This window comes from Rhodococcus sp. NPDC057297, from assembly GCF_042667435.1.
GTDB lineage: Bacteria > Actinomycetota > Actinomycetes > Mycobacteriales > Mycobacteriaceae > Rhodococcoides.
Genome location: NZ_JBHUZE010000007.1, coordinates 106,922 through 121,872, shown reverse-complemented (window position 1 = coordinate 121,872; position 14,951 = coordinate 106,922). Strand labels below are relative to the sequence as shown.

The 14,951-nt window shown below is 65.0% G+C and carries 10 protein-coding genes; 4 read left to right on the top strand and 6 right to left on the bottom strand.

Features of this window, described 5'->3' with window-relative positions; genetic code table 11:
* Positions 1–74: 74 nt before the first annotated feature.
* The gene (locus ACFULT_RS19860) at positions 75–317 is read right to left on the bottom strand and encodes a hypothetical protein (RefSeq protein ID WP_037109095.1); all 243 of its coding nucleotides are present in this window, start codon (positions 315–317) and stop codon (positions 75–77) included.
* 140 nt (positions 318–457) lie between these two features.
* On the opposite strand from ACFULT_RS19860, the gene ACFULT_RS19855 reads away from it, so the two are divergent.
* From ACFULT_RS19855 to ilvA, 3 genes are read left to right on the top strand one after another with little or no spacing between them, the layout of a single operon-like run.
* The gene (locus ACFULT_RS19855) at positions 458–892 is read left to right on the top strand and encodes a nitroreductase family deazaflavin-dependent oxidoreductase (RefSeq protein ID WP_037109093.1); all 435 of its coding nucleotides are present in this window, start codon (positions 458–460) and stop codon (positions 890–892) included.
* A 16-nt stretch (positions 893–908) separates the two neighbouring features.
* Positions 909–2,684, top strand: coding sequence for a pyruvate dehydrogenase (locus ACFULT_RS19850; protein WP_378482211.1), 1,776 nt, complete (start codon positions 909–911; stop codon positions 2,682–2,684).
* Positions 2,685–2,727: 43 nt separating this feature from the next.
* Positions 2,728–4,089, top strand: a complete 1,362-nt coding sequence (gene ilvA / locus ACFULT_RS19845; protein ID WP_037109089.1) for a threonine ammonia-lyase IlvA — start codon at positions 2,728–2,730, stop codon at positions 4,087–4,089.
* On the opposite strand, the gene ACFULT_RS19840 is transcribed toward ilvA, so the two are convergent.
* Positions 4,077–4,613 carry a TetR/AcrR family transcriptional regulator gene (locus ACFULT_RS19840; RefSeq protein ID WP_037109087.1) on the bottom strand — a complete coding sequence of 179 codons (537 nt, stop codon included), beginning with the start codon at positions 4,611–4,613 and terminating at the stop codon, positions 4,077–4,079. The two genes, ilvA and ACFULT_RS19840, sit on opposite strands and share 13 nt — an antisense overlap.
* Before the next feature lie 109 nt (positions 4,614–4,722).
* Here ACFULT_RS19840 and ACFULT_RS19835 point away from each other — a divergent pair, with 109 nt between their 5' ends.
* Positions 4,723–6,246 carry an MFS transporter gene (locus ACFULT_RS19835; protein WP_378482210.1) on the top strand — a complete coding sequence of 508 codons (1,524 nt, stop codon included), beginning with the start codon at positions 4,723–4,725 and terminating at the stop codon, positions 6,244–6,246.
* Between the two features lie 77 nt (positions 6,247–6,323).
* On the opposite strand, the gene treZ is transcribed toward ACFULT_RS19835, so the two are convergent.
* The 4 genes from treZ to ACFULT_RS19815 are packed head-to-tail and all read right to left on the bottom strand — an operon-like array spanning position 6,324 to position 14,923.
* On the bottom strand, positions 6,324–8,057 hold the full coding sequence (treZ, locus tag ACFULT_RS19830; RefSeq protein WP_378482209.1) for a malto-oligosyltrehalose trehalohydrolase: 1,734 nt from the start codon (positions 8,055–8,057) through the stop codon (positions 6,324–6,326).
* Positions 8,054–10,513: a malto-oligosyltrehalose synthase gene (gene treY / locus ACFULT_RS19825; RefSeq protein ID WP_378482208.1), complete on the bottom strand. Its 2,460-nt coding sequence runs from the start codon at positions 10,511–10,513 to the stop codon at positions 8,054–8,056. The genes treZ and treY overlap by 4 nt, the downstream gene beginning before the upstream one ends.
* Before the next feature lie 5 nt (positions 10,514–10,518).
* Positions 10,519–12,777, bottom strand: coding sequence for a glycogen debranching protein GlgX (glgX, locus tag ACFULT_RS19820; RefSeq protein WP_378482207.1), 2,259 nt, complete (start codon positions 12,775–12,777; stop codon positions 10,519–10,521).
* Between the two features lie 34 nt (positions 12,778–12,811).
* The gene (locus tag ACFULT_RS19815) at positions 12,812–14,923 is read right to left on the bottom strand and encodes an acyltransferase family protein (protein ID WP_378482206.1); all 2,112 of its coding nucleotides are present in this window, start codon (positions 14,921–14,923) and stop codon (positions 12,812–12,814) included.
* Positions 14,924–14,951: the final 28 nt, after the last annotated feature.

The following is a 14,951-nucleotide window of genomic DNA, read 5'->3' as shown; positions in this document are numbered from 1 at the left end:
GAAGGTCACATCCCGTCACCGTGCGTGCGTGATCACGGGTTCAGCAGGTGAACTCAGTGAAGGATGCGCCGTTGTCAGCGGCGGACGGTCCCGCGGCGTTCGACGAACAGTAGCGTCCACCACACGACGACGGTGGCGGCGGCGCTGGTCAGCACCGCTACCTGCAGGGACGTGGTGAGTGCGAGAGCGCCGAGGAACACCAGAACTCCGAGCACGAGAGCTTCGACCTTGTAGACCGGCCAGGCGGTCCCAGCGATGTCGACGGTACCGACATGGGTGCGCCGACGCGGGGTGGTGCTGGAAAGTGCGTAGGTCATGTCGCTGACTCCTTCGGCAGTGCTGCGTACCTACGTCAGGGTATACGTACAGCAGGATTCGGTCCACCGAACTTACCGGTTGAACGTGGCGTGTACCCGGTCGGTGGCGCGTCGGGCGGGACAGGTGTTGACTCGAGTGCATGCCATTGACAGGAGAGTACGAACCCAGCACATCCGATTGGGCACGCGAGCAAGCCGAACTCCTCGAGGGATCCGGTGGAACCGCGGGCACCACGTTGAAGGGAATGCCAGTCATCTTGCTGACGACGAAGGGCAACAAGTCCGGCAAGCTGAGAAAGACGCCGCTGATGCGCGTCGAACACGACGGGGAGTACGCCGCCGTTGCCTCGCTGGGCGGCGCGCCGAAGAACCCGGTCTGGTACTACAACGTGAAAGCCGAGCCGCTGGTGGAGCTTCAGGACGGAACCGACCGTGCCGACTACATCGCCCGTGAAGTGACGGGGGAGGAGAAGGCCGTGTGGTGGGAACGCGCCGTTCAGGCGTTCCCCGATTATGCGGAGTACCAGACGAAGACCGACCGCGAGATTCCCGTGTTCGTACTGTCGAGAGCCTAGAAGGAGTCCGAAGAAATTGAGTACCGAGACTGTCGCCGATCAGATAGTCGGCCAGCTGATCGAGGCCGGTGTCCAGCGCATCTACGGAATTGTCGGTGACAGTCTCAACCCCATTGTCGATTCGGTTCGACGCAGTGGCGGTTCGAAGGCGGGCGGCATCGACTGGATTCACGTTCGCCACGAGGAAGCCGCCGCGTTCGCCGCGGCCGCCGAGGCGCAGTTGACCGGCAAGCTCGCAGTGTGTGCCGGCTCGTGCGGCCCGGGCAACCTGCACCTCATCAACGGCTTGTACGACGCGAACCGATCGGGCGCGCCGGTGCTGGCCATCGCGTCGCACATCCCCAGCGTGCAGATCGGCTCCGGGTTCTTCCAGGAGACGCATCCGGACCGGCTGTTCGTGGAGTGTTCCGTGTACGCGGAGTTGGTCAGTACGCCCGAACAGGCTCCGCGAGTGGTTCATTCGGCGCTGCAGCATGCCGTCGGCAGGTCGGGCGTCGCGGTGGTGACGCTGCCAGGGGACATCGCCGACGAACCTGCCACGCGCTCGGCGCCCGCATACGTACGCACCGGTAGCCCCGCGCTTGTGCCCGCGGACGAGGACGTTCGAGCCCTGGCCGACGCCATCGACGCAGCCGACACGGTCGCGATCTTCGCCGGAGCGGGGGTCCGGGATGCACGGCCGGAGTTGCTCGAGCTCGCCGAGAAGCTGGGTGCTCCGATGGGGCACTCGCTGCGCGGCAAGGAGTTCGTTCAGTACGACAACCCCTTCGACATCGGAATGACCGGACTTCTGGGGTACGGCGCCGCCCACGACGGTATCCACGACGCCGATCTGCTGCTTCTGATCGGAACGGATTTTCCGTACGACCAGTTCCTACCGGACGAGGTCCGCACCGCCCAGATCGACAGCGCCGCGGAGAATCTCGGACGCCGAACCAGTGTGGATCTGGCCGTGCACGGTGACGCGAAGAGCACGTTGGCTGCGTTACTGCCGCTGGTGCAGCGCAAGGACGACCGCGCGTTTCTGAACCGTACTCTGGAGCGTCACCGCAAGCTGATGACGAAGGTCGTGGGCGCGTACACCAAGCCGGTGGGCCAACGCACTCCGATTCACCCGGAGTACGCGGCGTCCATTCTGGACGACCTCGCTGCCGACGACACGATCTTCACCGCCGATACCGGCATGTGCAACGTCTGGACTGCCCGCTACCTGAATCCGAACGGGCAGCGACGCTTCATCTCCTCGGCGTTGCACGGTTCGATGGCCAACGCTCTACCGCACGCAATCGGTGCGCAGGTGGCGTTCCCGACGCGCCAGGTCGTGTCGGTGTCGGGCGACGGCGGATTGTCGATGTTGCTGGGCGAACTGGTGACGGTGGCGATGTACAAGCTGCCGGTCAAGATCGTCGTGTTCGACAACTCGACGCTCGGCATGGTGAAGCTCGAGATGCTCGTCGACGGTATCCCGGACTTCGGCGTCGACGTGCCTGCGGTCGACTACGCAGCGGTCGCGGCAGCGCTGGGGATCTTCTCGAAGAGGATCGTCGACCCGGGTGATCTGGAAGCAGGCCTTCGCGCTGCGCTCGAGCACGACGGCCCTGCCCTGGTGGACATCGTCACCGACCCGAATGCGTTGTCTCTACCCCCGACCATCACCGGTGAACAGGTCAAGGGGTTCGCCCTCGCGATGTCGCGGATGGTGATGAACGGAGGCGTCGGGGAAGCCGTGCAGATGGCGAAGTCGAATCTCCGGAACGTGCCGTTGCCGTCTCAGTTCTCGCCGCGAGGCTAGTCCCGATTGGTAGAGCGCCCGCCGCTGGTGGCAGCATAGGTGGGTGTCCAACTCGCCTGACGTTTTCGCGCCCAGCATCGGTTCGTTCTCCGTGACCGCGGATGACATCGACATCGCTGCGCAGCGTATTTCGAACGTAGTGGACACGACGCCGTTGCAGTACTGCGAGCGGCTGTCCCGGGAGACCGGTGCCGTCGTTTACCTCAAGCGCGAGGATCAGCAGATCGTCCGGTCCTACAAGATCCGCGGTGCCTACAACCTGATGGCTCAGCTGACACCCGAGGAGCTCGCAGTCGGAGTCGTGACGGCGAGTGCAGGCAACCACGCTCAGGGTGTTGCGTTCGCGTGCCGGGCGATGCAGGTGCGCGGCCGAATCTATGTGCCCGCCAACACCCCCAAGCAGAAGCGGGATCGCATTCGGGTGCACGGCGGCGATTTCGTCGAGTTGATCGTCACCGGTGACACGTTCGACGCCGCCGCGGCTGCTGCCGCCGAGGATGTCGTGCGCACCGGAGCAACCATGGTTCCGCCCTTCGACGACGAGCGGACGGTGGCCGGGCAGGGCACGATCGCCGCGGAGATCGTCGAACAATTGGGTTCCGCACCGGATACCGTCGTCATGCCGGTCGGTGGCGGCGGATGCATCGCCGGGATCTCGACCTATCTGCGTGAACGTGCACCGGGTACGGCTCTCGTCGGCGTCGAGCCGTCGGGCGCAGCGTCGATGACGGCGGCGTTGGTGGCCGGGGGGCCGGTGACGTTGTCCGACATCGACCCGTTCGTCGACGGCGCCGCCGTGCGCCGGATCGGTGATGTCCCGTTCGAGGCGCTGCGTTCCCTCGGCGCCGAAGTCGTGTCGCACGCGTCGTTGCCGTTGGTGGCGATGCCGACGTTCCCGTCGCGTGACGAGGGTGCAGGCCCATTTCTGATGACACAGATCGACGAGGGTGCGATCTGCACGGCGATGCTCGAGCTGTACCAGAACGAGGGCGTGATCGCCGAGCCGGCCGGAGCTCTCAGTGTGGCTGCGTTGACCCAGATCTCGGTGGAGCCGGGGAGCACCGTCGTCTGCCTGATATCGGGCGGCAACAACGACGTCTCGCGATACGGCGAGATCCTCGAACGCTCACTCGTTCACCTCGGTCTGAAGCATTACTTCCTCGTCGACTTTCCCCAGGAGCCCGGTGCATTGCGCCGTTTTCTCGACGAAGTCCTGGGTCCCGACGACGACATCACGTTGTTCGAGTACGTGAAGCGGAACAACAGAGAGACGGGCGCTGCGTTGGTCGGCATCGAGCTGGGCGTGGCTACCGGCTTGAGTGCGCTGCTCGAACGGATGCGGGCCTCCGGGTTGACCGTGGAGCAGCTGGAGCCGGGGTCGCCCGCGTATCGCTACTTGACCTGATCCGACCCGAGTAGGCGCTCGACCACTTTCCGGTGGAGGTCGGCGTCGACCGGCGGAAGTTCGAGCAGGGCGCCGAGGTAGATTCCGTCGCCGACCAGGCGCACGATCTCGGCGTGCACCTCGTCGGGTATCTCGGTGCGCAGGCTCTCGTCCCACAGTCGCATCATGTCGATGACCGCCTGATGGATTTCGCCGGGGTTGCCGTCGACGCTGCGGAGGGCGGCAAGGGTAGATCTGTACAGCGCCACCTCGTGCTCGGCGATGCCCTCGGGCGGTTGCAAATACCATCGCGCGACGGTGGTACCGCCTCGCTCGGCCTCGGCGCGTTGTAGATCGGCCTGCTCGCCGAGGCGTCGCACCATGGCGGCGATCATCGCGTCCTTGGTTTTGAAGTGGTAGAGAAGGCCGCCTTTGGACACGTCGGCCCTGGCTGCGACGCTTTCCAGGGTGACTTTCGTGACGCCTTGGTCGAGGAGCATCTCTTCGAGGGCGTCGAGAATGCGATCGCGTGTGTCGGATGCCATGTGCGTCACCCTACCGAAAACAGCTTTACCGGCTGGACGGTTCACTGCTAGCCTCTGTGACTGTACCGGCTGGACGGTCAGTCAAAGGTGAGCATCGAGGAGTGACGAAGTGAAAGACATCAGCGTCGGACCCGCCGCGCAGGCGCAGACCCAGCGGGCGACGCCGAAAGACTGGCTCGGTCTCGTCGTGCTGGCGTTCGCGGTTCTTCTGATCGCGGTCGACGGTACGGTCCTGGACCTGGCGCTGCCGTTCATCAGTTCGGATCTGTCGCCGTCGAGCAACCAACTGCTGTGGATCATCGACGTCTATTCGTTCGTGCTGGCCGGCCTGCTCATCACGATGGGCACCCTCGGGGACCGGATCGGACGACGGAAACTACTGCTCATCGGTGCAGCCGGATTCGGAATCGCATCGGTCGTCGCGGCATTTGCCACCAGCCCGGAAATGCTGATCGCCGCTCGCGTGCTGCAAGGTGTCTCGGGCGCGACCTTGATGCCCGCCACTCTCGGTCTGATCAGGACGATCTTCACCGATCCCCGCCAACGTGTCATGGCGATCGGTGTGTGGGGCGCAATGGCAGGCGGCGGCGCAGCGGCCGGACCACTGGTCGGCGGATGGTTGCTCGAGCACTTCTGGTGGGGCTCGGTGTTCCTGATCAACATCCCGGTGATGCTCGCGTTGATCGCATTCGGTCCTCTCGTGATCCCGGAATCGAAGGATCCGAACCCCGGCACGTTCGACCTGATCAGCTCGGGATTGTCGATGGCCTCTCTGGTTCCGTTGGTCTACGCGGTCAAAGAGACCGCGGCCCATGGCATATCCGTCGTCAACGTCGGCGCGGCACTGGTCGGTATCGGTGCAGGCATTCTGTTCGTCCGGCGGCAGCGGCGGCTCGACGACCCGATGATCGACCTACAGCTGTTCTCCAACCCCGCGTTCTCGACAGCGGTGTTCACGAACTTCCTGTCCGTGTTCGCTCTGGCAGGCGTGCTCTTCTTCGGCGCCCAGTATCTTCAGCTCGTTCTGGGCAACAGCCCACTCGAAGCGGGCTTGCTGCTGCTGCCGGGCACGGCGTCGAGCATAGTGACCTCTCTGGTGGCCGCATACCTCGTCCGTGTCTGGTCTCCGGCAACGGTGCTCGGCGCAGGACTTGCCGCTGCGGCTGTCGGTGCTGCCGTGCTGTTCGGGCTACGCGTCGACAGCGGCCCGGCGCTGTTCATCATCGGGTTCGTTCTCGTCGGAGCGGGCGCGGGCACGGCACTGACGTTGACGTCGGACCTCGTCGTCAGTTCCGTCCGACCCGAACGCGCCGGTGCGGCGTCCGCCGTGTCGGAAACGGCGTACGAGTTGGGGATCGCGCTGGGCGTGGCCGTTCTCGGCACCGTGGTCATGTCCTACTTCCGCCGCGGGCTCGACGTCTCCGGCCTCGATTGCGACCACGCGGCGTCGGCCCAGGAGACACTCGGCGGTGCCGCCTCGGTTGCTCGTGACCTCCCGGCGGAGCTGGGAACGGCCCTGACCGAGTCGGCGCATGCAGCCTTCGTTCAGGGCATGCACACGGCGTCGTTGGCGACGGCCGCCGTCCTGGCAGCGACCGCCGTCTACGTCGTCCTTCGGCTCCGCCGGAAGTAGAAACAAGCTCGGCTCCGCCGGAAGTAGAAACAAGCTCGGCTCCGCCGGACGTGACAACCGAGCCTCGGCCGCGGTGCTCAGGACGTTTCGAGCACCGCGAACGAGTGACCTGGAATGCGTGTGGCGGAGCCGGTGTCGTTCGACGTCGGATCTTCCCACGACAACACTGTGCGACCCCCGACCGGAACGGTCACCGTGGAATCGGACAGGTTGCACACGACGGCGAGCGACCCACGGTGCAGCACGATCCACTGCTGGTCCTCGTCGTAGTCGACCTTCAGATTCGGAAGCCACGGATCGGTGAGTTCGGGCCGCGCACGCCGCAGCGACAACAGATCCCGGTAGACGGTCAACAGCCGGGCATGATCTCCGCTGCCCAGTTCTGTCCACTCCAACTTGGACCGGAGGAACGTCTCCGGGTCCTGCGGATCCGGGATGTCTTCCTTGTCCCAACCATGCTCGGCGAACTCGGATTTTCGGCCCTCGGCCGTCGCTTCGCCCAGCTCGGGTTCCGGATGCGAGGTGAAGAACTGGAACGGGGTCGATGCGCCCCATTCCTCACCCATGAACAGCATGGGTGTGTACGGAGAGGTGAGAACCAGTGCCGCCTTCACGGCCAGCTGACCCGGGGTGAGGTAGAAACCGGGCCGGTCACCGACGGCTCGGTTGCCCACCTGATCGTGCGTGGTGGTGTACGTGACGAACGAGCTCGCCGGGATTCGGCGCGTGTCGAGAGGCCTGCCGTGGGTTCGACCCCGGAACGTCGAGAACGTCCCGGCGTGGAAGAAGCCCTGGCGCAACGTGTTCGCAAGTCCCTTCAACGAACCGAAGTCGCCGTAGTACCCCTGACGTTCACCGGAGACCGCAGCGTGGACAGCGTGGTGGATGTCGTCGTCCCACTGCGCATCGAGCCCGTACCCGCCGCCGGAACGTGCGGTCACCAGAGTGGGATCGTTGAGATCGCTCTCCGCGATCAACGTCAGCGGCCGGCCGAGATGCGCCGAGAGTCGACGGGTGTCGACGGCCAGTTCTTCCAGGAGATGGACGGCGGTGTGATCGACGATGGCGTGCACGGCGTCGAGCCGTAATCCGTCGATGTGGAACTCGGAGAACCAGCGCAGCGCATTGTCGATGGCGTATCGACGCACCACACCGGACTGGGATTCCGCGTAGTTGATGGACTGACCCCAGGTGTTGGCGCCCTGAGTCATGTACGGGCCGAACCGTTCCAGGTAATTGCCCGACGGACCGAGATGGTTGTACACCACGTCCAGCACCACCGCGAGACCGCGAGCATGGCAGGCGTCGACGAAGCGCTGCAGACCGTCGGGGCCGCCGTATCCTTCGTGAACGGTGTACCAGAGCACACCGTCGTACCCCCAGTTGTGGGTACCGTTGAATCCGTTCACCGGCATGACCTCGACGAATGTCACACCGAGGTCCACGAGGTGGTCGAGCCGTTCGATCGCCGCGTCGAACGTGCCCTCGGACGTGAACGTTCCGATATGCAGTTCGTAGATCACCCCACCCGGCAATTGACGACCGGTCCACGACGAGTCCGTCCAACCGGACGGATCGAGCGCGTGGAGCTGGGACGGGGCGTGTACCCCGTCCGGCTGCCGCGGCGAGCGGGGATCGGGAATCACCGACGGATCGTCGTCGAGCACGAACCCGTACCGAGCATCGGGGGAGGCGTCTATGTCGGCGTACCACCAGCCGCCGTGACTCTTGCTCATCGCATGGACGGTGCCGTCGACGTCGACGCCTACCGTGGTGGGAGTTGGGGCCCAGACTTCGAATCGGTGGGTCATGCGTCGCGTTCTCCTGACGTGTCGCTCACTGTGATGTCACGCACGAGCACAGCAACGGGTGAGGCGGACAGCAGAGCGTCCACCGCGACCTCGCCGTGGTACTCGTTGTCGGTCAGCCGATCTCGCCACCGGCCCGCCGGCAGTGTGAGTGTCGTCGACCCCCAGCCCTGCGTAGCGAGGCCGAGCGAATATCTGGTGGCGAGGGCGATGACGTCTGCGGATCCCGCGACGGGGCCTCGGGCGAATCCCACGAGGTGCGCTGCGGCTGTGCCCTGGGCGTACACCGGCGCATACGTCCCGCCGACGAAGCTGTCCGGGCGTTCACGGCGCAGATGCAGTGACTCCCGAACGACCGCGAATTTGGCCGATCCGGACGAGTCCATCACCGTCGACGACGGTGCGGACAGGTGCTGACGACGAACGTCGTAGTCGACGAACCGACGGTTGTCCGGGTCGACGAGCGAGTCCTCCCAGAGTTCGGTGCCCTGGTATACATCGGGGACTCCAGGTCCGAGCAGGTGCAGCAGTTTCTGGCCGAGCGCGTCGCTTCGTCCGTGTGGGTCGAGCCGAGCGACCAGCATGGTCACCGAGTCGGCCACCGAACCGGTCATCACCGAGTCGAGCCACGAATGAACCGACGCTTCGAACGACTCGTCGACGTCGGTCCATCCCGTTCGGGTGCCGGCTTCACGCATCGCCTTCTCCGCATACGCGTGGACGCGCTCGCGTAATTCGGCGGAGACGACGCCGTCGGCAGGCCACACTCCGAACAGGTTCTGCCACAGGAACAGTCCGGTCGCCCCGTCCGGACCTGGCGCGACCTCCTCCCAATCCGAGATGCACCGCGACCACAGTTCCGGTGTCTGCGACAGCACCCCGATTCGGGCCCGCACGTCCTCGCCGCGTTTGGTGTCGTGGGTGGACAGTGTCGTCATCGCCGCGGGCCACCGAGCCGCTCGCTCCGCATTCGCAAGATGGAACTGAGCGGGGGAGATCCCGAACTCCGCCGGGTCACCGCCGACCTCCTGCAGCGAGATCAACCGAGCGGCGCGGTAGAACAAGCAGTCCTCGACACCTTTCGCCGTGACCGCGCCGCACACCTGCTCGAATCGAACTGCCGATTCGCCGTCGGCGATCAGCGCAGCGGTCACCGCGTCCAGTGCATCGACCAGGGCGGATTCGGCGGCCCCGACGTCGCCGACGACTCGGCCGACCGTCCCGGCCAGCGGCCCGTAGTCCGACCGGTAGTACGGCATCCGGGCCACCACGGCCACGATCGCCGCGGTGATCGACTCGAACGGTGCGTCCGAACCGGACTCACGCACGACAGCGCGCGCCAGTCGCCGGACCTCCGGAGCCAGATCGCCCTCGGCGACAGCAGTTTTCAAGTCGCGCTCCGCGGCATGCAACCACTGCGCGTCTCCCGGCGCTCCGCCCCGCGAACGAGACAGCTCGGTGAGGGCCTCGGCACCCGACGGATCGACGAAGACACCGCCGAGATCGGCCAGAGCGTCGTATCCGGTGGTTCCGTGCACCGGCAACGCGGGATCCAGTGGCTCGCCGCGCGCCAATATCTTCTCGATCACCAGCCAACGATCGGGGCCGATGAGTTCGCGGAGCTCGGTGAGGTAGCCGGCGGGATCGGCCAATCCGTCGGGGTGGTCCACGCGGAGACCGTCGACCAGCTCGTCGGTGATCCAACTGGCAACCTGGACGTGCGACGCGGTGAAGACGTCGAAGTCCTCCTGGCGAAGACCGGCGAGGCCGTTGACGGAGAAGAATCGCCGATACCCGACGAGGCCGGACTTCCAGTCGACGAGTCGGTACGCCTGCGCGGCATGGACTGCCTCGGCGTCATCGGTGTCGACTCCGTCAGGGATGGAGTCGACTCCGTCAGGGATGGTGCTGGCGGCGTCAGGGATGGTGCCGGCGGCGATGGGGAACCGGTGCTCGTAGTACGCGAGCAACGGCGTGTCCCCGGACCGATCGATCCTCAGGGCCGCGGTGTCGTCGGCCGATCCGAGGACGGGCAACGCGATCTTTCCGTCGGCTCCGTTGTCCGACGACCAGTCGATGTCGAAGTACGAGGCGTATTCGGAAGCCGTCCCCTTGGACAGCACGTCCCACCACCACGCGTTCTGCCGCGGATCGTCGACGCCTACGTGGTTGGGCACGATGTCGACGATCACGCCCATGCCGCGCGAATGCAGTTCGGCGACCAGCGCTTCGAAGCCCTCGCGCCCACCGAGCGGTGCGGACACCGAGGTGGGGTCGATGACGTCGTACCCGTGGGTCGAGCCGTCGGTGGCTTCGAGGATCGGCGACAGGTACGCATGGCTCACGCCGAGATCGTCGAGGTAGTCGACGATTCGGCGGGCGTCGGCGAAGGTGAACCCGTCCCCTCGCAGTTGAAGTCGATACGTACTCGAGGGAATCGGCCGCGGGGGATGGGACACTGGTGTCAGTCCGTCTTTCGTAGAACGAGAAGTGACCGGGCGGCCACCTCGACCGGTGTACCCGCTTCTATGACATTTTCACTCACCCCGGTGAGGATTGCGGTGTCGAGTGCGACCGTCCACTCCTTCGCATACTCGCCGTCGGGGGTCAGGAACTCGATGGTTTCGTGATGAGCGTTGAAGCACAACAGAAACGAGTCGTCGACGACGCGCTCGCCTCGCTGATTCGGCTCGGGAATGCCTTCGCCGTTCAGGAAGACGGTGAGGCTCTTGCCGAATCCGCTGTCCCAGTCCTCGGGCGTCATTTCCTCACCGGCCGGGGTCAACCAGGCGATGTCGCGGGCCTGCTCGCCGGTGCGGATCGGCCGGCCCTCGAAGAACCTGCGGCGACGGAACACCGGATGGTCGTTGCGCAGCGCGATCGCGTTCTTGGTGAACTCGATCAAGTCCGCGTTGGTCTCGGCGAGTGACCAATCCATCCAGGCCAGTTCCGAATCCTGGCAGTAGACGTTGTTGTTTCCCTGCTGGGTTCGACCCAGTTCGTCACCGTGCGCGATCATTGGCGTGCCCTGACTCAGCAGCAGAGTCGCCATGATGTTGCGGATCTGACGGGCGCGCAGGTCGAGTATCTCGGGGTCGTCCGTCGGGCCTTCGACACCGCAGTTCCACGAACGGTTGTGGCTTTCGCCGTCGTTGTTGTCCTCGCCGTTGGCGTCGTTGTGTTTCTCGTTGTAAGACACCAGGTCGTGCAACGTGAACCCGTCGTGCGCGATCACGAAGTTGATACTCGCACCGGGGCGACGACCGGTGGCCTCGTACAGGTCGGAGGAACCGGTGAGTCGTGATGCGAACTCACCGAGTGTGGCGGGCTCGCCTCGCCAGTAGTCACGGACGGTGTCGCGGTATTTACCGTTCCACTCCGTCCACAGTCCGGGGAAGTTACCGACCTGGTAGCCGCCCTCGCCGACGTCCCACGGCTCGGCGATCAGCTTGACCTGGCTGACGACCGGATCCTGTTGGACCAGATCGAAGAAGGCGCTCAGCCGGTCCACGTCGTGCAGTTCACGAGCCAGCGTAGACGCCAGGTCGAAGCGGAAGCCGTCGACGTGCATCTCGGTGACCCAGTACCGCAGCGAGTCCATGATGAGCTGCAGCGTGTGCGGGTGGCGGGCGTTGAGGCTGTTACCCGTGCCGGTGTAGTCCATGTAGTGGGCCGAATCGCCGTCGACCAGACGGTAGTACGCAGCGTTGTCGATACCGCGGAAGCTGATGGTCGGGCCCATGTGATTGCCCTCGGCGGTGTGGTTGTAGACCACATCGAGAATCACTTCGATACCGGCCGCGTGGAACGCACGGACCATCGCCTTGAACTCGGTCACGGCCGCGCCCGCCGTCGGGTTCGACGAGTAGTCGGCATGGGGGGCGAGGAAACCGAAGGTGTTGTAACCCCAGTAGTTCCGTAGCCCCTTGTCCAGCAGCGTCTGATCCTGCATGAACTGGTGCACGGGCATCAGCTCGATCGCGGTGATTCCCAGATTCAGCAGGTGGTCGATGATCGCCGGGTGGGCGAGCCCCGCGTAGGTTCCGCGCAACGATTCCGGAACGTCGGGATGCGTGATCGTCATGCCTTTGACGTGCGCCTCGTAGATCACCGTCTCGTGGTACGGCCGGCGCGGTGCGCGGTCGTTCTGCCAGTCGAAGAACGGATTGATGACCACTGTGGTCATCGTGTGGCCGAGGGAATCGTGCTGCGGAAAATCGTCGCGTGGTGCCTCGTCGTGCGCGACGGGATCCGGCTCGACGACCTCGAGGGAAGGATCCGCCAGATCCTCGTCGTCCTCGTACGGCTTCTCGTCCGGAGCCGCGGCCTCCTCGGGTTCGGGAACGTCGAGGCTGTAGGAGAACAGCGAACGGTCACCGTCGAAGTCACCCTCGAACGCTTTGCCGTACGGGTCCAGAAGCAGCTTGCTCGGATCACACCGATGACCCGACGCCGGATCCCACGGACCGTGTACCCGGTAACCGTACTTCTGACCGGGAATCACCGACGGAAGGTACGCGTGCCAGACGTAACCGTCCGACTCCTCGAAACGGATACGAGTCTCGGTGCCGTCGTCGGCGATGAGGCACAGATCCACGGCTTCGGCAACCTCGGAGAACAACGCGAAATTGGTACCTACACCGTCGTAGGTGGCTCCCAGCGGATAGGCGGACCCGGGCCAGACTTCGATCGCGGGTGATTCGTTGGGTGCTTCGACAGACATGAAGGAAACCCTACTGTGGCCGGATCGAACCGGCTCACCACCAACCTGTCGCCGACGCCATCTGCCGGCCCAATTCGCTGGTCAGAGTGCGCACATAGGTCGCGGTGAGGTGATGTTCGTCGCGGTAGATCAGTACGTTGCCCTCGATGACGCGGCAGACCGGACCGTCGCACAGAGCGTTCGAGAGATCCAGCGGGTACACCGTCGGAAGCCGGAAGGACGCAGCGAGAGCTGGATTGATCGGCCCGAGCGCACTGCCTCGCTCCATGCCACACGATGTCGCGTTGCCGCCTTCGGCCAGGCAGTCGATGGCCCGGTACGCGATGCCGTCACGTTCGAGCCAAGGGTTGTCGCGGACACCGAGGACGGGGATGCCGTAGGACGAGAGTTCGTTCCACACCTGCACGTACCAGTCGGGGGTGACGTCGCCCGGGCCGTCGTCACTCGGCCGCGTGGCGGTGGTGAACACATAGTCGGGTCGAGTCTGCACGAGGTCGGCGAGCACTGTCTCGGTCCAGTCCAAGCAGTCCGGGTACTCGCTGTCGCCGAGCATGGGCATCGTGCCCAGGGTGAGTGGGCACCCCATCTTCAGGTAGGTCACGACGCGGAATCCGTGTTCGCGGCCGAGTAGATCGAGTGCGGTGATCCAGTGCTCCGCGTGGGAGCTACCGGCAAGTGCAACGGTGCGGGTCGCGTTCGTGTCGCCGTAGACGCAGCTGATGGCATCACGCGTCTCGAAGTCCGCGATGCACCCTTCGACGGTCGTGATCGGCAGATCTTCCGGTGCCGAGAACAGCGCGGGACTCACCGGTGCGTCCTCGGCGACGATGCCGTCGGTGAGTTCGAGAGCGCCCGGATGAGTGATCGGGTCGACGGTGTCGCTGGCTTGCAGGTCCGCGACCGATCTTTGGATGTAGTAATTCCACCCGGCGGAACCGGTCACGAGTGCGAGAGCAAGGAGCGCGGCAGTGCCCGTCACCGCAAGGCGCGGAATGGATCGGGCGGGCGCCTGCACCGGTTTCTCGACGAGGCGGACGGTCAGCATCGCCAGCAGCACGGAGACGCCGATGATGCAGGCACCGGTGACGAGGTCCGCGGTCTGCTCGCCCGTGTACGCGAGGGTGAAGATCAGAATCGGCCAGTGCCAGAGATAGAGAGGAAAGGCTATCGAGCCGAGCCACAGCCCGAATCGCGTGCTGAGCAGAGCCGCGACTGGTGTGCCGGGCCCCGCGAGGACCAACGCGAGTGTCGCGAGCACGGGAAACAGTGCCCAGGGGCCCGGGAACTCCTGCACACCGTCGAAGATGAACCCACAGGCGACGATCGCAGTCAACCCGGCCACCGCCAGTGCCGTGCGGACGATCTTCGACGGCCACGATGTATCGGTCGCGTCGTGGACCGGTGGTTTCGCGGCGTACAACGCGGCGACGGCCGCCCCCAGCAGGATCTCCCACAGCCGTGCGGCGGTGTCGTAATAGTTCCAGGATTGAAGCCGCGACGTGCCGTCGGTGGCGTACACGAAGGACAGCACTGCTGCGCCGCCGAACAGCACCAGGTACACGCGAGGATCAGGGCTGGTACGCGATGCTCCGCGTGACCTGCGGAGAATCCAGGCGAGCCCGAAGACCACGGCGATGGCGACGAGATAGAACTGGAACTGGACCGCTACGGACCACAGATGTTGGACCGGGCTGACGGTCGGGTCGGCAGCCAGGTAGTCCTGTGACGTCCAGGCCAACTCCCAGTTGGCGAAGAAGAAGACGCCCGAGACAAGCTGATTTCCGATGTCGATCCACCGTGTTCGCGGTAGCAGAACGACCGTTGCGACGGCCACTCCGGTCAGGACGAGAATCAGCGGTGGGCCGAGCCTGCGCAGAATTCGGGCGACTCGACGAAACGGATTGACAGATCCGCCCGACTGTACGGTGCGAATCAGCGAAGCGGTGAAGAAGAAGCCCGTCAAGGTAAGGAAGACGTCGACGCCGCCGGAGACGCGGCCCATCCAGATATGGAAGACGACTACCAACGCAATGGCGACGCCGCGTAGACCGTTGAGATCCTGCCGCACCGCCGGGCGCGCATCGGCCGTCCGAACTGGGGGAGCGTCGGGCACGGAAGTGCCGGCAGGTTGGTACTGGGCGTGCATAAGAGGGTGAAAGCTCCGACGGTCGACG

Bases quoted from the DNA above. Each gene is read 5' to 3' on its own strand.
- ACFULT_RS19840 (WP_037109087.1), bottom strand. From the start codon at position 4,613: ATGGCATCCGACACACGCGATCGCATTCTCGACGCCCTCGAAGAGATG.
- ACFULT_RS19860 (WP_037109095.1), bottom strand. From the start codon at position 317: ATGACCTACGCACTTTCCAGCACCACCCCGCGTCGGCGCACCCATGTC.
- ACFULT_RS19855 (WP_037109093.1), top strand. From the start codon at position 458: ATGCCATTGACAGGAGAGTACGAACCCAGCACATCCGATTGGGCACGC.
- ACFULT_RS19815 (WP_378482206.1), bottom strand. From the start codon at position 14,923: ATGCACGCCCAGTACCAACCTGCCGGCACTTCCGTGCCCGACGCTCCC.
- glgX (WP_378482207.1), bottom strand. From the start codon at position 12,777: ATGTCTGTCGAAGCACCCAACGAATCACCCGCGATCGAAGTCTGGCCC.
- treZ (WP_378482209.1), bottom strand. From the start codon at position 8,057: ATGACCCACCGATTCGAAGTCTGGGCCCCAACTCCCACCACGGTAGGC.